Annotated in this window: 11 protein-coding genes; 6 read left to right on the plus strand and 5 right to left on the minus strand. The window is 69.0% G+C overall.

Features of this window, described 5'->3' with window-relative positions:
• Positions 1-125: 125 nt before the first annotated feature.
• Positions 126-5,969 carry a pullulanase-type alpha-1,6-glucosidase gene (gene pulA / locus ACGFIV_RS04120; protein ID WP_392831762.1) on the minus strand — a complete coding sequence of 1,948 codons (5,844 nt, stop codon included), beginning with the start codon at positions 5,967-5,969 and terminating at the stop codon, positions 126-128.
• 540 nt (positions 5,970-6,509) lie between these two features.
• Positions 6,510-7,184, minus strand: a complete 675-nt coding sequence (locus tag ACGFIV_RS04125; protein WP_358560513.1) for a hypothetical protein — start codon at positions 7,182-7,184, stop codon at positions 6,510-6,512.
• 17 nt (positions 7,185-7,201) lie between these two features.
• Here ACGFIV_RS04125 and ACGFIV_RS04130 point away from each other — a divergent pair, with 17 nt between their 5' ends.
• Both ACGFIV_RS04130 and ACGFIV_RS04135 read left to right on the plus strand, forming a co-directional pair.
• Positions 7,202-7,513: a hypothetical protein gene (locus ACGFIV_RS04130; protein ID WP_358560512.1), complete on the plus strand. Its 312-nt coding sequence runs from the start codon at positions 7,202-7,204 to the stop codon at positions 7,511-7,513.
• Between the two features lie 219 nt (positions 7,514-7,732).
• Positions 7,733-9,910, plus strand: a complete 2,178-nt coding sequence (locus ACGFIV_RS04135) for a tetratricopeptide repeat protein (RefSeq protein WP_358560510.1) — start codon at positions 7,733-7,735, stop codon at positions 9,908-9,910.
• On the opposite strand, the gene ACGFIV_RS04140 is transcribed toward ACGFIV_RS04135, so the two are convergent.
• From ACGFIV_RS04140 to ACGFIV_RS04150, 3 genes are all read right to left on the minus strand, one after another.
• On the minus strand, positions 9,828-10,271 hold the full coding sequence (locus ACGFIV_RS04140; protein WP_358560508.1) for a hypothetical protein: 444 nt from the start codon (positions 10,269-10,271) through the stop codon (positions 9,828-9,830). The two genes, ACGFIV_RS04135 and ACGFIV_RS04140, sit on opposite strands and share 83 nt — an antisense overlap.
• The gene (locus tag ACGFIV_RS04145) at positions 10,268-11,419 is read right to left on the minus strand and encodes a hypothetical protein (RefSeq protein ID WP_392831767.1); all 1,152 of its coding nucleotides are present in this window, start codon (positions 11,417-11,419) and stop codon (positions 10,268-10,270) included. Before ACGFIV_RS04145 ends, ACGFIV_RS04140 begins: the two co-directional genes overlap by 4 nt.
• A 266-nt stretch (positions 11,420-11,685) precedes the next feature.
• Complete coding sequence (locus ACGFIV_RS04150) at positions 11,686-11,889, minus strand: hypothetical protein (protein ID WP_392831769.1); 204 nt, start codon at positions 11,887-11,889, stop codon at positions 11,686-11,688.
• Between the two features lie 294 nt (positions 11,890-12,183).
• On the opposite strand from ACGFIV_RS04150, the gene ACGFIV_RS04155 reads away from it, so the two are divergent.
• From ACGFIV_RS04155 to ACGFIV_RS04170, 4 genes are all read left to right on the plus strand, one after another.
• Positions 12,184-15,303, plus strand: coding sequence for a tetratricopeptide repeat protein (locus ACGFIV_RS04155; RefSeq protein WP_358556237.1), 3,120 nt, complete (start codon positions 12,184-12,186; stop codon positions 15,301-15,303).
• 652 nt (positions 15,304-15,955) lie between these two features.
• Positions 15,956-18,214 (plus strand): ATP-binding protein, encoded by a 2,259-nt coding sequence (locus ACGFIV_RS04160; RefSeq protein WP_392831772.1) that lies wholly within the window; start codon positions 15,956-15,958, stop codon positions 18,212-18,214.
• 93 nt (positions 18,215-18,307) lie between these two features.
• Positions 18,308-18,718, plus strand: a complete 411-nt coding sequence (locus ACGFIV_RS04165; protein ID WP_358556231.1) for a hypothetical protein — start codon at positions 18,308-18,310, stop codon at positions 18,716-18,718.
• A gap of 78 nt (positions 18,719-18,796) precedes the next feature.
• Positions 18,797-20,170, plus strand: a complete 1,374-nt coding sequence (locus tag ACGFIV_RS04170) for an NADP-dependent succinic semialdehyde dehydrogenase (protein WP_358556229.1) — start codon at positions 18,797-18,799, stop codon at positions 20,168-20,170.
• The last annotated feature ends 138 nt before the right edge of the window (positions 20,171-20,308 follow it).

Genomic DNA, 20,308 nt, shown 5'->3' on the forward strand with positions numbered 1-20,308 from the left:
GTTCGATGGATGCGATCCCGTGCCGGGCCGGGTGCTGCAACACCCGGTCCGGCGTGTGTCCCTCCCGGCCGGCGGACCGCCGGCACGTGGCCGATCGGTCCCGCGGCGCGGGAGGGGTGGTGCGCCTACGACCGCACGAAGACCGCGACCGTACGGGCCGGGACGGTCAGGGTGCCGGTCGAGGGGTCGAAGGCCGACTGCTTGACGACGGCGTCGTCGGAAGCCGCCTGGACCGGATGGAGGGTGACCTGGGTTCCCTTCAGCGCGGCCACGGTCTGCGACCGCGTCTGCGCCGACGCGTTGAAGACGACGGTGATCGACTTCCAGCGCGGGTCGACGCCGGAGGAGTCCAGGTGCATGGTGAGGACGCCCGGGGTCTCCGTCGCGCCGCTCGCCGGGAAGGACAGCCGCTTCTGCACCTCGGCCAGGGAGCCGAGCGAGAACGCGGGGGAGGAGGAGCGGATCTTCAGCAGGTCGCCGAAGCGGGCACGGGCCGCGCCGATCGCCGCGCAGTCGGGCTTGAGCGCGGGGTCGGCCAGCAGCGGCTTGGCGTACGGCCACTTGGCCTCGTTGTCGGCCTTGGGCGGCAGCCCGGCGCCGAAGCCGTTGCCCGCCGAGCAGTCCCACAGCAGCCGGTTGAACCAGTCGCCGGAGTCGAAGGAGTTGCGGTCCAGGGACTTCGACCGCAGCCGCTCGGTCCCGGCGTTGAGGAACGCGGTGCCCTGCGACAGCAGCACCGAGGCCAGCGAGAGCGACTGCATGCGCACCCGGTCGGACATCGGCGTGGCCTGCGGCAGCTTGTAGGCCAGCGCGTCGAACAGCGTCTCGTTGTCGTGGGCGTCCACGTAGTTGACGGCCTCGCCCGGGGCGCCGGTGTACCCGGCGGGGGAACCGTTGTAGTCGACCTCCGAGCCCTTGACCTCCTTGCCCGACGAGGCCGTGAACCGGAAGTCGCGCAGGTTGCCGGTCAGCCCGACCTTGATCAGGTCCTGGTAGTGCAGGAGCCGGGCCTCCTGCTGCTCCGCGGTGCCGTTGGCCTGTGAGCCGTTCGGCGCGCCCGCGAGGCCGGAGCCGAAGCCCTGCACCCGGGGGTCGGCGTCGAAGGGGGTGCCACCGCGCACCGCGTCACGCAGGCGGTCGTTGAACGTGCCGACACCGGTGCCGGCCATGTTGGCCTGCGTGGCCTGCACGAAGCGGGCGTTGTCCGCGACCTCGCCGAAGTTCCAGCCCTCGCCGTACAGGATGATCGACTTGCCGTCGACGCCGTCGCGCGCGACCGTCAGCCGGTCGAGCGCGGCCCGCACCGCGAGGATGTTCGCCTTCGGGTGGTGGCCCATCAGGTCGAAGCGGAACCCGTCGACCTTGTACTGCCTGGCCCAGGTCACGATGGAGTCGACGACGAGCTTGCCCATCATGGCGTTCTCGGGCGCGGTGTTGGCGCAGCAGGTGGAGGAGGCCACCGTGCCGTCGTCCAGCAACCGGTGGTAGTAGCCGGGCACGATCCTGTCGAGCACCGACTTGGGGTCCTGCCCCGCGGCGTAGGTGTGGTTGTAGACCACGTCCATGACGACCCGCAGCCCGGCCCCGTTGAGCCCGGCCACCATCGACCGGAACTCGCCGATGCGGCGTGACCCGTCCGGGTCGGTGGAGTACGACCCTTCGGGCACGGTGTAGTGCACCGGGTCGTATCCCCAGTTGAACGAGTCCTTGGCGGCGGTCTTCGCGACGCAGTCCTGCTGCTGCTCGGAGTCGGCGGGCATCGAGGGCAGGTCGCACGACGGCTCGGTGCGGTCGGCCCTCTTCTCCGGGACGCTCCCGATGTCGAAGGCGGGCAGCAGGTGCACGTGCGTCAGCCCGTCGGCGGCCAGGGACCGCAGCTCCCTCATCCCGGCGGAGTCACCGGTGAAGGCCGCGTACGTGCCCCGCTTCGCCGCCGGGACGGTGGTGTCGGATGCCGAGAAGTCGCGCACGTGCAACTCGTAGACGGACGCCTTGTCCTGGCTCACCGCCTTCGGCTTGCGCAGCGAGGCCCACCCGTCGGGACGCAGCGAGCCGTCGGAAAGGTCCACGAGCTGGCTGCGCACCGAGTCGGCCGCGAGCGACTGGCTGTAGGGATCGGTCACCTCGTTGGTCACGACCTTGCCGGCCGCCGGGGCGTACACGGTGACCAGGAAGGTGTAGTACCGGCCCTTCCAGGTGGGCAGGCCGCGTACCGACCAGACCCCGGTGGCGTCGTCGCGCCGCATCTGCTCGACCGTACGGCCGCCGCCCGACGCGTCGCGGTAGAGCGCCAGCTCGACCTTCTGCGCGGTCGGCGCCCACACCGACAGCGTGGGCGACGCCGACCCCGACGACGGCCACACGGGCCCGAGCTCGGCGCCGGATGCCTTGGCGTAGAGGTCGTCGAGCACGCCCGCGAGCTGTACGCCGGTCGCCGTGACGAGCACGCCCGCGGCGTCACGCTCGACGGCGACGACCTGACCGCGCAGCGCCTTACGTACCAGGTCGGTGTCGCGCGGGTCGACCTTGAGCGCGGCGTAGGAGGCCAGGTGCGGCCACTTCGCCTTCTGGGCGTCGGTGAGCCCCCCGCCGGCGACCAGGCGGATGAGGCGGATGTCGCCGGTCAGGTCTCCCTTGGCGTACGCGATGTCGCCCTTCTCGGAGAAGGCCAGCGAGTAGTGCGATGCGGCGGAGGGCGTGACGTTCCACGCGACGGTGTCCCGGTCGATCCAGTTGGCCTTCGCCTTGGACAGGTCGGCGTCCGCCCCGCGCGCCGGAGGCTGCGGCAGCAGGTAGCCCTCGGTGGCGGCCAGCCGCCATACCTCGTTGCCGTCGGTGGCGACTTCGAGCGACTGGTTGGCGGGAAGGTCCTTCTCGTCGCCCTTGTGGATGATGTAGCTCAGGCTCGTCGCCCCCTCGGCCAGCGGCACCCGGTAGTACGCCCCGAAGCCGTCTGTTCCGGCCGGCTGGACGGGCGTGGCCCACTCGGTCGGGTCGGCCGCCCCGCCCCACACGTGCAGCCCCCAGCCGTCGTAGTTCCCGTCCGCGCGCCGGTAATGCATGATCGCGACGTTCTCCGCGGCGGCCCGGCTCTTGTAGAGCCGTGAGTCACCCGACTTGACGTACGCCTCCGGCTGGGTGGCCGGGGTGAACGACTGGTCGGGGCCGGGGTCCTTGGTGTCGCCCTTGTGGATGATGTAGTTCAGCGGCGCCGCCGGGTCCTTGAGCGGCACCTTCCAGAACGCGCCGAAGGAGTCGGTACCGTCGGGCGGGCGCGGGGTCGCCCACTCGGTTCCCGCGCCGTCGGCGAGCCCGTCGCCCCACAGGTGCAGGCCCCATCCGTCGTAGTCCTTGCCGGGCCTGCTGTAGTGGACGGTCGCGTACCCCTGGGCCGCCGCCCGGGAGGCGAACGTCTCGGGCCTGCCCTCGGTCAGCCACACCTCGCCGTTCTTGGCAGGGTTGACCGTACGGTCGCCGCCGTCCTTCTCGTCGCCCTTGTGGGTGATGATCCCGACGCCGGCCGCGCCCGGCTTGAGCTTGATCCAGGCGAAGCGCCCGAAAGCGTCCTCCCCGGTGAGCGCCAGCGGGGAGCCCCACTCGGTGGGCTGCTCGACGTCGCCCCACACGTGCAGGCCCCAGCCGTCGTAGTCCGCGCGCTGGTAGTGCACGACCAGCCAGTCACGGGTGACCGCGCCCGGCTCCTCGGGGGTGGGCGCCGCGCCGACGGTCGCCGTCTCGCTCGCGGAGGCGAACCGGCCCGCCGAGTCCTTCACGACCGCCTTGTAGGTGATCTTCGTACCGGCCGCGAGCCCGCTCAGGTCGTGGAAGACCCGGAACGTACGTCCGGCGGCGGTGGCCGTGGGGGCGTCGTCGGTGCCCAGCACCTTCCAGGGGCCGTCGCCGGTCTTGGCGGCGAACGTCACCTGGTCGAACCCGGTGCCCGGAACGGTCGCGGTGACCGGGATCCGCCCGTCGGCCGCGGTGCCCCTGATCTCCGCGCCCGGGAGCGCGATCGACACGGCGGGGGCGGCGGCGGGGGCGGCCAGCTTGGCGGAGGCCCGGTAGACGACCGCCGAGAGCGGCGGGACCGTCACGGTGAGCCGGCGATCGGAGGCCGAGGTGGCGGTGGCCGCCGCCTCGCCGTAGACCTTGGTGAAGGCCATCCCGGCGGAGTACGTGGGGACGGCGGCGGTCGCGGCGGTCGCGGCGTTGTTCACCGCGACGACGTACTCGACCTGCTCCTTGGCGTCGATGCGGCTGAACGCGTAGAGGCCGTTCTCGGCGAGGCGCTCGACCTGGGCGCCGTCCGCCAGCGCGGGGTGGGCGTCGCGCAGCTTCCCGAGCGCCGCGATGCCCTGGTAGAGCGGGTGGGAGGGGACGTAGTTGTCCTGCGCGTGCGTCGCGGTCGTGCCGATCAGGTCGTCGGTCAGGTAGCTCTGCGTCTGCGAGGCGAACATCGTCTGGCGCGCGTCCTTGTCGCCGCCCTTGCCGGTGAAGCCCTGCTCGTCGCCGTAGTAGACCACCGGCTGCCCTCGGGTGAGGTACATCAGCTCGTGGGCGAGCAGGTCCCTCCTGAGCAGCTCGGTGTCCGGCGCGGCCGGGTTGTCCTGGCTGATGAACCGGCCGATGCGGCCCATGTCGTGGTTGCCGAGGAAGGTCGGCAGCGACGCGGCGTTGCTGTCGGCGTCGGTGTGGTAGTCGTCGCCCGCGTAGAGCTGGGCGAGCCGCGCCGCTCCCGCCTTGCCCCCACTGAAGGAGCGCGCCGCCTCCTGGAAGGGGAAGTCCAGCGTGGCGTCAAGCCCGCCGCGCGTGGAGAAACGGCTGGTCACGGCCGGGTCGCCGGAGTACACCTCGCCGAACATGAAGAAGCGCTTGTTGCCGAGCTGGGCCGCGTAGCCGTGCAGCGAGGGGGAGAAGCGCTCCCAGAACTCCATGTTGACGTGCTGGGCCGTGTCGATCCTGAAGCCGTCGATGCCGGTGTCGCGGACCCACGTCTTGTAGATGTCGGCCATCCCCTTGACGACCTCGGGACGCTCGGTCCACAGGTCGTCGAGGCCGTAGAAGTCGCCGTACTCGTCGGTCTCGCCGCCGCTGAAGGTGGAGTCGCCCCTGTTGTGGTACATCAACGGGTCGTTCAGCCAGGACGGGGTCTTCACGCCCTTCGGCGCGACCGGCGTGTACGGGAAGGAGTCCGCGTCGACCTTGGGGAAGGTGTCCTTGCTCGCGTAGTCGCGGTCGTCGAACGGCCTGCCGTTCACGTCGACGTACGGGTACGCGGCCTTGGACCGGTAGGAGTTGGTCTGCTCCTTGTAGTCGACGATGTCCGCGGTGTGGTTGGTGATGATGTCGAAGAAGACCTTCATCCCGCGCTTGTGCGCCTCACGGACCAGCTGCTTCATCTGCGCGTTGGTGCCGAGGTGCGGGTCGATCGAGGTGAAGTCGGTGATCCAGTAGCCGTGGTAGCCGGCCGAGACGTCGGGCCCGGTGCCCTGGACCGGCCGGTTCTTGAACGAGGGGGTCAGCCAGATCGCCGTGCTGCCGAGGTTCTTGACGTAGTCGAGCTTGCCGAGCAGCCCGGCCAGGTCGCCGCCCTGGTAGAAGCCCTTGTCCGTGGGGTCGAAGCCGGTGCTGAGCCGGTCGCCGGTGAGGCCGCCCCTGTCGTTGCGGGGGTCGCCGTTGGCGAACCGGTCGGTCATCGCGAAGTAGAACCGCTCGCGCGACAGGTCGGCGCGCAGGGCGTCACGCGCCAGGTCCTTGTCGGAGGGGTCCGCCTTGCCGCTCAGCGCGGAGACCAGCGGTTTCGCGTCGTCCGGGGGGGCCTTGGCGGTGGGGGAGCCGGGCGCGGCGAGGCTCGTGGCTGGAAGGGTGGTGACCGCCTCGGGGGCGGCGGCGTTGGCGGGAGAGACGGCGGCGAGCGGCGACGCGGTCAGAACCGCTGCGAGGACCGCGGCCACCAAGGGACCGGGCACGCGTGCGGGAGACCTTCTCGCGGGCCGTGGGAGGAAAGGCCAGACCACTGGAGGCTCCACGGGTCGTATTTCATGGGTGTTGCCCGGAAGTTACTCACAAGACACGATCTATGCAATGCCTTACTGAAATTTCCTGAAAATAACCAATCGGTATGAGATGGGGCCGCAAGGCGGTCGGTGTCGCTGTCGAGCGGATACTCCGCCGGGTGATTTACTGATTACGGGTAGTGATGTTTTCAGCTACCCCAAAATGGGCGCGATGCCGGTAAGTCTCCTAGATGTGGAGAAATATGCTATATGTCTTTTTTGGTGGCATAAATGGCGATTTGGGGCTTTGGCGGCAGCCGTTCGCGCGCATCACCAGGGAGGGGCGGCGTCCGCTGTGCCCGGGCCGCTCCCTCAGGGCCGCCCGATCCGCCGCCTCCGGCCACCTGACCGCCGGGGGGACAGCCCGCTCCGGGCCCTTCCGCGCCTTCCGCCGCCGCTCCAGTGCCTGGCCCCGCCCGCACTGCGCGCTCCGCCACCTGGGATGACGGCCGTTCAGCCGCCGGTCGCCCGCGTACGGGGTGTGGCGCGGGCGTCCGGGGGGATCCGTACCGGGATCTCCCCGCCCAGCCGCGCGCCCGACGAGAGCTCCAGGTCGTCGCCGCTCCAGAAGCGGCCGGGGTCGTACCAGTTGGGGTTGCGCCCGGCGGGGAGCAGGCCCATGTCCTGGTACGTCGCGGCGACCACCTCAGCGCAGTAGGCGGTCTCCAGGGCGGCGTCCGCGCGCCCCCGCCTGATGGCGGGCACCCGGCCGCGCAGCCAGCGACCCGCGAGCCTGGCCGTCGAGGGGAACGGCGTCCCGTCGAGACGCGCGATGGCGCGTAGCAGCCCGTCCTCCATCTCGCGGGTGACCGGCCGGTCGAGCTGGCGCAGCCACGCCCGCTGCCCGTACCTCGTCGCCCAGACCACCACCGCGTCGCGCAGGTCGTGCAACTGGACCCCGCGCTGGTGGGTCCCGGACCACATGTCGGGCAGGGATCGGCCCAGCTCGGCGTGCCACATCAGCGGCGGCAGGTCGTCGATGACGACCGACATGCCGACGTGGTTGACCGGGCTGTTCGTCGTCATCTGGATGGCCCGGTCGGGCACCGTGCGCCCGCGGAACAACCACACATCGCCGGTGCGCGTCAGATCGAGGGCCTCGTCGAGGCTGATGCTTACGCCAGACATCCCATTAGCCTAGGGACATGCGCTGGTGGAAGATACTCGGCTTGGCAGGCTTCGCGGGTGTCGCGGCCACGGGAGTGGTGATCGCCCGGGCGGAGCGGCGTCGCCGCGCGTACACCCCGGAGGAGATCCGATCACGGTTGCGCGACCGCCTCGCCGAGGCCTCGGCCCCCACGACCACGCCGCCCCCCGCCGCCGAACGACCGAGCGCCGCAGGCCGTCTCCGCGCATTCCTCCGCACACGGGCGGCCCGGCTGAAGCCCGCGAACCTCCGGAAGACCGCGTGGCCGGGATTCCAGGGCGTCGAGCGGCGATCGAACGACCGGCGCTGATCCTCCGTGCCAGAGATGGTCGTGTGACTCCCGGACGGCCGTCCTCGCCCCCGCGCCGGTCGACAGTGGGGGAATATAAAGCGGTTTCTGACGTCGCCGGGCCGGGCATAACCGGTGGCGTTTCCCGTCTATGGCCCTCACCAGCGACTTGTCGGTGAATGAGACTCGGGTTACCTTTCAGTAGATTCCGAACCCGAATCTATTTCAGGAGTTGAGCCGGTGAGTGCGGGTGGGGAGCGGCGTGAGGACTCCGAGCACTCCACGACACCGGCGTCGAATGAGATCAGCGGAACCGTTTCGGGTCCCGCCGTACAGGCGCGGTCCATTCACGGTGACGTCCAGATCAACGTGGGAGCCCATCCGCGTACTCCGCCTCCCGCCCAGCTCGCTCCCGCGCCCGCATTGTTCATCGACAGAGAAGACGAGCTCGCGCAATTGGACAGGCTTCTGCGGGAAGGGCAACGACAGGCTCCCGACTCCCCGACTTTGGTGGTCGTCACCGGGCTCGGCGGAGTCGGAAAGAGCTCTCTCGCGTTGAAGTGGTTGCATCGGGTCCGGCACCTTTACGGCGACGGTCAGTTGTACGCCGACCTGCGAGGCTCGGAGCCTGGAGTTCCGGTGTCGCCTGGTGAAATCCTGGAGCGGTTTCTCCGTTCGCTCGGCATCGCCCCGGAGTACGTCCCGTCCTCTCCGGACGAGCAGGTGACGATGTTCCGCTCCGCCACCGCTGGACGACGGCTGATTCTCATGCTGGACGACCCGGTCTCGGCCGCCCAGGTCCGCGCGGTCCTTCCGGCATCCGGGCACAGCCTGGTGCTGGTGACCACTCGTCACCGGCTGTCCGGGCTCGTCGTTGAGGGGGCTCGTTTCGTCGACCTGGATCCGCTCAGCCCGGCGGCAGCCGTCAGCCTGCTCGACCGTATGGTGGGCGCCGATCGAATCGGTGCGGAGCCGGTGGCGGCACTGCGTCTGGTCACCCTGTGCGGCCGGCTGCCGATCGCGGTCTGCGCGTCGGCCGCACGCCTGGCCTTACGTCCGAGGTGGCCCATCGAGCGTCTCGTCCGTGAACTCGGCGACGCCACACGCAGGTTGTCCATGCTCAGCACCGACGAGGACATGTCACTTCAGGCCGCGTTCGACGTCTCCTACGGCTCGTTGGACGATGAGGTGGCCAGGCTCTATCGCGTGCTTGGACTGCATCCTGGCACCACCTTCGGATCCGCTGTCGCCGCCGCGGCCGGTGACATCGGGCAGGGCGAGGCCTTCCGGATCCTGGACGAGCTGGCGGGGGCGAATCTTGTCGAGGTGGAGGATGAGGACCGCTTCCGGTTCCATGATCTCCTTCGCCTCCATGCCCACGCCAAAGCGCTGGCCACAGAGTCCGCGGAAGAACGCCGGGCGGCCTTCACCCGGATCGCCAGGTGGTACCTCAACGCGGCCGTCACGGCCGACCGGGTCGTGATCCCCGGCCGCTGGCACCTCGGTCCCTCCTACGAGCTTGCCGGCGACGCCGAGGTGGTCTTCGAGGGCCCCGCGACGGCTTTGGACTGGTTGGAGGCCGAGCTGCCGAACATCCGCGCCGTGCTCGCGGCGGCACACGAGCAAGAGATGCATGAGATCACCTGGGAGATGTGCGAGGCATTGTGGGGCCTCTTCGTCAACCGTAAGCACTACGTGGCCTGGGTGGAGACCTACGAGATGGGCTTGGCCTCGGCCCGGGCTTCCAGGGATCCGCGTGCCGAACCCCGCATGCTGCTGGCACTGGCGACCGCCCACCTGAACCTCCAGAAGTTCGAGCGGGCGGCGGAGATGTGCCTGCGAGCCGTCGACCTGGAGCGCTCCGTGGGTCACGCGCTCGGTGAGGCGGCGGCACTGAGCAGCCTCGGAGTCGCCTACCTCGGTATGAGGGAGCCTCAGCGATCGATCGAGCAGTTCGAAGGCGCACGTACGATCCACGAGAACCTCGGGCGACGACGCGGCGTCGCCCTCATGACGCGCAGAATCGGCGAGGCGTACCGCGACATGGGCCGCTACGCCGCGGCAGTTGCGCAATTGAACGAGGCGTACGAGCTGTTCAGGGGGCTGTCGGACTCCTACAACGAGGCGCGTGTCCTGACGGGGCTTGGCCAGACGCATCTGCTGGCCGAACGGCCGGAGGACGCGGTGGACTCCCTGACGAGGGCACTTGAGATCACGGAGACGATAGGCGCCCTCTTCGAGCAGGCGAACATACGGCTGTCTCTGGCGGAGGCGCTGGCAGGCACGGGCGATCGGGTGGGTGCCCGGGACCACGTTGTCCGAGCCCTGGCGATCTTCACCGAACTTGGCGCACCTCAAGCAGAACGGGCTCGACGGCACCTGGACTCACTCGCCTCGAACACGCCTCCCGTACCGTGATCGACGCGGCGTCGAGATCCCCGAGCCGTCCGCCGCCCACCGTCCAGGCATGAGCGGCGGAGGCGGCCATCCATGGTTCCGGCCGGACGAAGTGCGCCAGCTGCCCGTCACGAGTGGCGATCCCGCACGTGCCGTCGGCGTGGCCCCATGCGACGATGAGGCAGCCCGGGTAGCGGGCCAGCGTTTCCCGGTGCACCATCTCATCCAGCTCATACGGCCAGGCGCCCAGGTGGATGATCACATCCGCGACCGGTGACCACTGGCGTTCGAAGGACATCGCGCTCACGTGCTCGTCCACGCTGATGGCTTGGACGCGGCCGCGCCGGTTCACGCGGGTGATCGAAACGCGGACGATGTTCACCGGACCAGCGGCCCTAGTGGCCGCGGCATGGGTACGGCCCTGGTGGGCGGATCGGCGGCAGGCTCGGCAAGCCGAAGCAGGCGATACATCGTTCCGCGGATCACACGAGCGGCGTCGCCCGGTGCGGAGGTGAGCATCTCGCGCATGACGGCGGTGTCGGCGGGCGACCATGCTCGCTGTGCCGAGTCGAACTGGGGGCCGAGCGGGGCCCCGGTACGCAACTGAGGCGCGACCTGTCTCAGTCGGGCGAACTGCGAGCCCGGGAGAACGTCTTCGACCCCGTGAGGAACCAGCACGAGCGGGAGGCCGAGCGCGGCGCCATAACAGGCGGGGGAGCCCCGATCGGCCAGCATCAGATCGGCCGCCACCAACGCCGCCCGCCAGCCCTCCTCGGGGGGGAGCAGAGCGACACCCGACCGCGTACAGGTGGCGAACCAGGACCTCACCTGTTGCGCTCCGTGAGCGACCCAAATGTTGGGGTGAAGGATCAGGGCTATCCGGAACTCCTCGGAAGGGAGCTCGGCCGAGAGCCGGAGCGGCAGGTCGGGATGCCGCGACAGCAGGGATCCCGCCCCGTAGTGGGACGACACGACGACGACCTTCTGCGCAGGTCCCGCGCCCAGGGCGTTCCGGTACGCCGTGCGCTGCGCGCGGCTTGCCACGAGCCGGTCGAAGCACGGGTCTCCGGCGATGACTGTCGCGGGGAGCGCGTCCGGACACTGGCTCGCCAGCAGCCGGCGGTGGTCCACGTGGCCAAGCATGATCGCGGAAGGGACGACGCGCCCATGCAAGGTCAGCGCCTGAAAACCGAGCCCGGTCACCGCGCGGGACGCGGGCGGTCCGTGTCCTTCTCTGCGGCTCACGTACGAGTTCGGCCCGGCACCATGGGAGAGCGTCATGAGGGGCGCGTGAAGCCGTTCCAGCATTCCTTGCCCTGCGGCCACTGCCAGGTCGAATCTCGTCTCCGTCGCCTGTGACCAGGGCATCACCAGCGCGCCTCTAGATTGCAGGAAGTCCTGCGCGCCGCTCGCGAAGCGCGAGGAGGGTGGCACGGTGTACACCACCTGGACGCGCCTGTCCTCCTCGATGAGCGGGACCACGTCCATCAGGCGCGTGGCGGCAGCCAGGTGGTGTACGACGATCGCCACCGTCCGCTCGACGCAATGGGTGTCCGCCTTGGTCGCACCCAGGGAAAACGGTCCTCTGAGTGGACGCTCTCCGCATGTCATGCCTGCCTCCCGTGATGCTCCAGAGCGGTTCGGAGGGAACCGCAGGTCATGAGCCTGCATGGGGATGTTGGATGGTTACATTGCGGATCACTGGATGGTCGGCTTGTGGAGTGACGAAGGGTCGTAACCGTATGAGATCTACGGCTACGACCCAGATGCGCATATAACGCAGTGTTGCTATATGACTACGCCTCGTTGGCTATGTACGTCCAAACCGTCGCCTTGCCCTCCTTCCGAAGGAAAATCATGAAGATGTCCTTGCTGTAAGTCTCTTCCTGGACCACTGCGGAAATCGCCGTGGGCGTGCGAACTGTGCTGGCGTCGGCGAGACGGGTCGGTCCCGCGAACATTGCCGCAGCGGCAATCATGGCCGTCAACGGGTCGGACATATCAGCTGTGCTCCCTAGATATATGTGCAAGACCCATCCGTAGATGCGGTCATAGGGCAGTGGAAGCTGCTCGATGCAGCATATATGCCCAGCTCCGGACGTAGTGGTCTTTTTGGGTCCCGACATAACCCTGGATTTTCCGGACATAAAGTGAAATTCGCCTAATATATGGACCTATCACCGTATGTATCGGTTCGGTAATAGAAGTCAGCCATGGAAGCGGAGGGTGAAATATGAGATTGTCTCGCTATAGCTAAATCCGGAGTGTGGGGGTTTGTGCCGGAGGGGGCGAAGTTGGATATCAGAATGCTGGGCAGCGGGGTCGGACTCGCCCTGAGCGCGCAGGGGATGGAACCCCTGCCCGTCCCTCCCAAGGAGCAGCTTGCCCTCTCGGTCCTGTTGCTCTCGCCGAACCGGCCCGTCGCGGTCGACGTCATCATCGATCACCTCTGGGGCGAGCGACCCCCGCCCAAGGCGCGAAAGGATCTCGCGAGCTACATGTCGCGCGTCCGGCGGCGGTTGCGGGACGCCGTAGGGGACCGCGCCCGGATCGTGGCCCGGGGCTGTACCTACACGCTCACGGTGGACCCCAACACGATCGATCTTGAACGGTTCCGGCTCCTGCGACGGCAGGCGACGGCGGTGGCGGAGAGCGGTGACCCCGAACACGCGGTCCGGCTGCTCCAGGACGCCGAGGAGCTGTGGCCGGGAGAGGCTCTGTCCGGTCTGCCGGGGGACTGGGCGCGCCGAATGGGCGAGGTCCTCGCGGAGGAGAGGATGAACGCGCAGCGGGAGCGCATCGACTTGGAGCTACGGCTGGGACGCCACCCACAGGTCCTGGAGGAGCTGTATCGGCTCGTCGCGCTTCATCCCGCCGACGAAGCCCTTGCCGCCCAGCTCATGACCGCCCTGTATCGGAGCGACAGGCGGACCGACGCGCTCAACCTCTACCGGCGGGTTTACACGCACCTCAGGGAGCTGTCGGCCACCGAGCCCGGCCAGGCCCTGCGCGAGCTGCACCAGCGTGTCCTCCAAGGGGACTCCGAGCTCGCGGTCACCCCTGTCTATCGCCGTGGCGGGACCGTTCCACAACCCAATACGGTCCCGTGCGACATTCCCCACTTCACCGGCCGCGAGCGGGAGATCGAGTCAATCAGCGCGCTGCGCCGTGAGCGGGACGGCAATCTCGTCGTGGCCATCCAGGGAATGCCGGGTGTGGGCAAATCCGCCTTGGCGGTACACGTCGCGCACCGGCTCGCGGCACGCTATCCAGACGCCTGTCTCCATCTGGATCTGAGGGCGCACGATCCCGTCCGTCCTCACCTGGACGCCGCGGCTGCACTGTCCATGCTTCTTCGAATGCTCGGTATCCCGCCTGCTCGCATCCCCCAGGAGCTGGGGAAGCGTTCGGCCATGTGGCGGGCCGAGCTGGCCTATCGGCGCGCGATCGTCATCCTCGACGACGCGCTGGGACCCGACCAGGTGAAGCCTCTCCTCGGTGGATCGTCGGCCGGTCTCGTGATCATCACGACGCGCGCTCGCTTCGATGGCACGCCCGGTGTGCGATGCGTCTCACTCGGCGTGCTTCCACCCGGTGAAGCCGCCGAACTCGCCACCCGGCTCGCGGACGACGATCCGGACCCTGGTGTGATCGACGAGGTGGTCCGGCTGTGCGGCGGTCTGCCGCTCGCGATCACCCTGAGGGCCGGCCGTACGCGGATCTCCCAGCGCGATGGATTGACGGGCATGCTTGGCGGGGTCCATCGCGCCCAGAAGACCGCAGGTGGCGTCCATCGTGAGATCGACTCTGCGTTCGAGCTCTCGTATCGAGACCTCACCAAGGAGGAGCAACTCGCCTTCCGGCGACTCGGCCTGTGCCCATGCCGCGATGTCACGGCAGCGGTCGCCGCCGAGCTGTGCGACACCACGCCGACCCGGGCTCAGACCATGATCGATGTGCTTCTCCGGCACCATCTGCTCCAACGGACGGCGCCTGGTCGTTACCAGTTCCACGATCTCATCCGTGTCTATGCGCACGACCGCGCACGGCGTGAGGATCCTGAGCGGGAGAACCGTCGCGCGATCACACGGCTTCTCGACCATTATCTGCGGACAGCGGAGGCGGCGGCTCAAGCGGTCCGCCTGGCTCAGGGATGTTCCGGGGCCGCAGCGGGTCAGGAGGCGGCGTCCGCCGCGGCGGACGGCAGGCAGTGGCTGGGCGAGGAGTGGGGCACCGTTCTGCAGCTCGCGCAGTACGCGGCTGATCACGAGTGGAAGGCTCACTGTGCCGGCTTCATGCGTGTGATGGCAGAGTTCCTCGACACGGAGGGACACTGGGAGGACGCAGCGGCGGGGCATGGCGTGGCCCTTCGCGCGTGCCGTGAGATCGGTGACTCGCGAGGAGCCGCCCAAGCCTCTCTGGACCTGGGATTCGTGAGCTTCAGAACGGGACGGCACAATGACGCCCTGATCCACACGGAGAACGCGTTGTCGCTGTACAGGTCCATCGCCGACAAGCACGCCGAGGCCAGGTGCCTGGACCAGATAGGCGTGGTCTGCTGGGCGTCCGCCTGCTACCGGGAGGCTCTCGCGCACTACGAGGAGGCTCAGGCGATCTACCGGTCGGTCGACGACGTGAAAGGTGAGGCGGACGTCCTGGGTCACAGTGGCATCGTCCATTGGCACCTGGGGCGCTACCAAGATTCACTCGATCTTCTCGCCCGCGCGCTCGCGGCCTATCGAAGCATCGGACACCGGCGGGGCGAGGCCAAGGCGCTCAACAACATGGGTGACGTCCACAAGCACCGCGGGTACCACAGAGACGCGATCCAGCTCTACCAGCAGTCCCTGGAGATCTTCGACCAGATCACCGGGCGGCAGAACCACGCGATACTCCACAACAACCTGGGAAACGTCCACCAGTACAAAGGGCAGTTCGCTGCCGCGCTTGAGTGCTATCGCACGGCTATGGCCACGTTCCAGGAAACCGGTGATCGCAGAAACCAGGCTGACATCTTCAACAGCATCGGCACCACCTATCTGCTCATGGGCGGCGTCGACGAATCCCTCATCCACTTCCAGAAGGCCAGGAAACTCGCTGAGGAGATCAAGGACTCCTACCAGAACGTGCGCGCCCTCGTGGGGATCGCCGATGTTCACGGCTCCGCCGGTCGATACACATCGGCTCTGGACATCTGCCGTCAAGCCATTACGATCGCCCGCTCGATCGGTGATCTTTATCTTGAGGCTCAGGCCCACAAGCGTATGGCCGACACGTTCTTCTATCTTGACGGTCCAGAGGCGGCGAGGATCTCCTGGCGTCAGGCCCATACCCTGCTGAAACAGCTTGATCTCCCAGAAGCCGAGGACCTGAATATACGGCTACAGGCTTTGGGCGGCGTGGCCTTCTTGTGAACGTACCTCGTCACGTCTCCGGATGGTCGCCGGCCCCGGGAGGCGGAGGGGGTGGCGCGGTCACGGTCGAAGAATCAACGGTAATAGGCCCGCTGAAATCTCCACCCTGGAAAAGGGGGCCATGTACGGAGCCGCTGACGGTGTTTCGTACGGTGGTCGCCTTCGGCGTGTGTGGCACGGCTTCGGGTAGGGGCGCGGCCGTCTGCGCTCGATATGTGAGCACGACTCCGTAGGCAGAAAGTGCCAGGCCGATCACTCCTACGAACGCGCTCAGCACGCTGGCGAGTTTGTCGGCGTCGTCCAGGCCGATCAAAGGGAAATAAACTCCCAGACCCACGAGGACCAGCCCTGCGAGAACCACCGCGGACCGGGCGAGCACCGGCCTTCGCGAACGCTTCATTGGGTGATTGTGACGCGTCGCCAAAGGCTCGTACAGACCTCGGAAAGGTCACCCCCGAGCCGCCTGTCCCAGACGCTGCTCCGGCGAGTGAGCGAAGCTCACACCCGGACGCCCTGCCTCGGGCGGACGGCGGATGTCGGATGGGCGTGGCATGTCGCGATCTATCCAGAACGGCGGGGCTGACTTACCATTGCGGAGCATCTGGAGCCGAGGTGACGTGGGGCGGCGAGGGATGTGCCTGCTGGGGCACACGTGGGCAACCTGCCCGCCGAGTTGACGAGCTTTGTAGGGCGACAGCGCGAGGCCGCTGAGGTCGTGCGGATGCTGGGGGAGTCGCGTCTGGCCACACTCACGGGGGTAGGCGGGGTCGGCAAGACGCGCCTTGCGGTGCATGTCGCGCGCGATCTGCGGTCGCGGTTCCCTGACGGGGTCTGGTTCGTGGAGCTGTCGTCGCTGCGCGATCCGGCGCTGCTCGGGCATGCCGTCAGTTCGGTGCTGCGGGTCGCCCACCAGGCCGGTCGACCGCAGATGGCGGTCCTCGTGGAGTTCCTCGCCGGGCGGCGCTCGCTGATCGTGCTGGACACGTGCGAGCACCTCGTGCACGGCTGCGCCGAGATGGTGGACACGCTGCTGCGGGCCGCGCCCGGCCTGCGGATCCTGGTGACCAGCCGGTGCCTCCTGGGGCTGCCCGCCGAGGCGGGCTTCCAGGTCGAGCCGCTGCCCATCGAAGGCCGGTACCGCGCGGCGGTGCCCGAGGCGGAGCTCGTAGGCCCAGCGAGCGGGCGTTCGACGCCGGATGACCTGGTCACGCGCCCAGTGAGCGGGGGTTCGACGCCGGATGACCTGGTCACGCGCCCAGTGAGCGGGGGTTCGACGCCGGATGGCCTGGTCGCGCCCTCGGTGAGTGTGGCCGCGGTGCCGGGTGGCGCGGTCGCGTTGTTCGCCGATCGGGCGGCCTCGCATGTGCCCGGTTTCGTCGCGACGCCGGAGGTGGCGCTGCTGTGCCAGCGGCTCGACGGCATCCCGCTGGCGATCGAGCTGGCGGCCGTACGGCTGCGCACGCTGTCCGTCGAGCAGATCATGGGCCGCATCGACGACCGTTTCGACCTGCTGTCGAGCGAGAGCCGTATGGGGCCGCCGCGCCATCAGACCCTGCGCACGGCGATCGGGTGGAGTCACGAGCTGTGCGAGCCGCTGGAGCGCCTGCTCTGGGCCCGCCTGTCGGTCTTCGCGGCGGACTTCGACCTGGAAGCGGCGCAGGCCATCTGCGCCGACCCCGGCACCGGCTCGGAAACAGGACTACACCGCGAGCAGGTGGAAGAAGTTCTCGTCGCGCTGGTGGAGAAGTCGATCCTGCGGCGCGTCGACACCGGAAGGGCGATCCGGTTCCGGATGCTGGACACGCTCAGGGAGTACGGCGCCGAGTGGCTGCGCGAGCTCGGGGAGCACGCCCAGGCGCGACGACGTCACCGTGACCACTACCTGGGCCTGGCCCGGCGGTTCGACGAGGACTGGTTCGGCCCCGACCAGGTCGCATGGTACGTCCGCATGAACAGCGAGCTGCCTAACCTCCGCTCCGCGCTCGACTTCTGCCTCACCGACCCCGCGGAGCACGCCGTGGGCCTCGACCTGGCCGGCAGGCTCGCCTACTTCTGGATGGCGTGCGGCTTCATCTCCGAGGGCCGCCACTACCTCCAGCGGGCGCTCTCGCTGAGCCAGGCCCCGGGTACGAGCCTGTCGCGGGCGCTGTGGGCCTGCGCGTGGCTGGCCGATTTCCAGGGAGACCTCGACGAGGCCAACGACCTCGCCACCGAGTGCCTGGCGCAGTCCTTCTCCCAGAGCGATCTCGCGGCGGCCGGGTGGGGCACGGTCTGCTGCGCGAACACCGGCCTCCACTGGGGGTACGTCTCCGAGGCGCTGGCCATGTACGAGCGTGCGCGCGAGACGCACGAGGACGGCGGCGACCGGGGCGCCGGCCTCGCGTACGCGCTGACGGGCCAGGCGTACGCGCTGACCCGCCTCGGCAGGCCCGAGCAGGCGTTGTCGTGCCTGCGGCGGCAGAGGACGCTGTGCGGCTCGCGTGGCGACATCTGGTTGCACTCCTCCGGAGACTGGGTCCGCAGCCTCATCGAGCTCGACCGCAGGGACTTCCCGACGGCCGACAGGTTCGCCCGCACGTCGCTGCGCGCCAAGTACCTGCTGCACGACAGCCTCGGGATGGTCATGGCGCTGGCGAGCATGGCCCGCTCGGCGGTGGGCCTCGGCGACATGGAACGGTCGGCCCGGCTGCTCGGCGTCGGCGACCTCGTCGAGCGCGCCTTCGGCCTGTGGCTCGGCCCCTCGGAGCCGGACGGGCCGCGCGAGGAGGCCGAGTGGCGGGCCAGGGCGGTGCTCGGGGACCGGGCGTTCGACACGGCGTACGCGCGGGGCCGTGAACTCGACGTCGAGAGCGCTCTGGCCTACGCGCTCAAGGACGACGGCGTCACCGGGAGCCCGTACCAGGAGGTCTGAACGGCGGCGGGCCGTCAGTGGGCGCCCCGGTGGCGGGGAAACCTGAGCCAAAGCTTGTGTTGACAAAGATGCCAAAAATGACATTATTCAGCCATGCGTCAGGAAGCCGAGCGGCTGCTGCAGATCCAGGATGACTTCGAGCGCTTTCGCGCCGCCACGCGCATGCTGGTGGATCTCGATGACCTGATCCTGGAAATCTCCCGTATCAGGAACGAGAGCGCGTCGCGGATGCAGATCCTCGCGGTCACGCCCCCCACGCGTTCCGACGACGCCTTGCCCGACGACGCCCGCGCCGTCCTGGAGTGCATCCGGCGGACGGGCGCGCAGCGTTTCCGGCGGCGTGACGTGTTCCGCCGCCTCGCGCGCCGCTTCAAGACCGTCGCGGCCATGGTGCCGGCGCTCGATCTGCTGGAGGCCGCCGGCTACATCCGCAAGATCGAGCCCAGCACCGAGCCGGCCCAGCCCGGACGGCGGCGCTCGCCGGAGTACGAGGTCCGCCACTAGACGCGGGCCTCCCCCCGCCCGTCCCACGGCAGGTGGGGCGGATACTGGGGAGCGAGAGCCAGGTTCCGGGGGGTACTGATGGCGATCGCGACGATCAACCCGGCGACGGGTGAGACCCTGAAGACGTTCGAGCCGCTGGACGAGCACCAGGTGGAGGAGCGGCTCGTGCTCGCCGCCGCGGCGTTCGAGACATACCGGACCAGCGACTTCAAGCAGCGGGCAGAGTGGATGCTGAGCGCCGCCGGGCTGATGGAGGCGGAGCAGGACCACGTCGCCCGGCTGATGACCATCGAGATGGGTAAGACGGTGGCCTCCGCGCGGGCCGAGGTGGCCAAGTGCGTCGGTGGCATGCGGTTCTACGCCGAGCGCGCCGAGGAGTTCCTGGCCGACGAGCCGTCCGACCCGGCCGCCGTGGGCGCCCGGCGGGCGTACGTGCGGTACCGGCCGCTCGGGCCGGTGCTCGCGGTCATGCCGTGGAACTTCCCCTGCTGGCAGGTGATCCGGTTCGCCGCGCCCGCCCTGATGGCGGGCAACGTCGGGTTGCTGAAGCACGCGTCGAACGTGCCGCAGGTCGCGCTCTACCTCGGCGAGCTGTTCGCCCGTGCCGGGTTCCCCGACGGCTGCTTCCAGACCCTGCTGATCGGGTCGGACGGGGTCGAACGGGTGCTCCGCGACGACCGGGTGGTGGCGGCGACCCTCACCGGCTCGGAGGCGGCGGGCCGTTCGGTCGCCTCGATCGCGGGCGGCGAGGTCAAGAAGACGGTGCTGGAGCTCGGCGGCTCCGACCCCTATGTCGTCATGCCGTCCGCCGATATCGCCAGGGCGGCGGAGACGGCGGTGACCGCGCGCGTGCAGAACAACGGCCAGTCGTGCATCGCCGCGAAGCGGTTCATCGTCCACGCCGAGGTGTACGACGACTTCACCGGCCGGTTCGTGTCGCGGATGCAGTCGCTGCGGCTGGGGGACCCCATGGACGAGAGCACCGACGTCGGTCCCCTCGCCACGCAGCAGGGGCGGGACGACCTGGAGAAGCTGGTCGCCGAGGCGGTCGGCCGGGGCGCCCGGGTGCTTTGCGGGGGAGTGACCCCGTCGCGGACCGGGTGGTTCTTCGAGCCGACGGTGATCACCGACGTCACCCCCGGCATGAGGATGTTCGGCGAGGAGGTGTTCGGCCCGGTGGCGCAGTTGTACCGGGTGGAGGACATCGACGAGGCGATGGCGCTGGCCAACGCCACCGCGTTCGGGCTTGGGGCGAACGCCTGGACCACCGACCCGGAGGAGCAGGAGCGCTTCGCCGACGAACTGGAGGCCGGTCTGGTGTTCGTCAACGGCATGGTCACCTCCTATCCGGAGCTCCCGTTCGGCGGCGTCAGGCGTTCCGGGTACGGCCGCGAGCTGGCCGCGAACGGCATCCGCGAGTTCTGCGACATCAAGACCGTCTGGATCGGCTGACCCTCCGCTCCCGCGACCTCACGATCGCCTGGATCGGTGGAGCACCGGCGTCCGGGAGATCACGGTCGTACGGATCGGTGGAGCACCCGCGTCCGCGGGATCACGGTCGTCCGGATCGGCGGAGCACCCGCGTCCGCG

This window comes from Sphaerisporangium sp. NPDC049003, assembly GCF_043197795.1.
Classification (GTDB): Bacteria; Actinomycetota; Actinomycetes; order Streptosporangiales; family Streptosporangiaceae; genus Sphaerisporangium.

Coding starts and splice junctions, on each gene's coding strand:
- ACGFIV_RS04165 (WP_358556231.1), top strand. CDS start 18,308: ATGCGTCAGGAAGCCGAGCGGCTGCTGCAGATCCAGGATGACTTCGAG.
- ACGFIV_RS04130 (WP_358560512.1), top strand. CDS start 7,202: ATGCGCTGGTGGAAGATACTCGGCTTGGCAGGCTTCGCGGGTGTCGCG.
- ACGFIV_RS04125 (WP_358560513.1), bottom strand. CDS start 7,184: ATGTCTGGCGTAAGCATCAGCCTCGACGAGGCCCTCGATCTGACGCGC.
- ACGFIV_RS04150 (WP_392831769.1), bottom strand. CDS start 11,889: ATGTCCGACCCGTTGACGGCCATGATTGCCGCTGCGGCAATGTTCGCG.
- ACGFIV_RS04170 (WP_358556229.1), top strand. CDS start 18,797: ATGGCGATCGCGACGATCAACCCGGCGACGGGTGAGACCCTGAAGACG.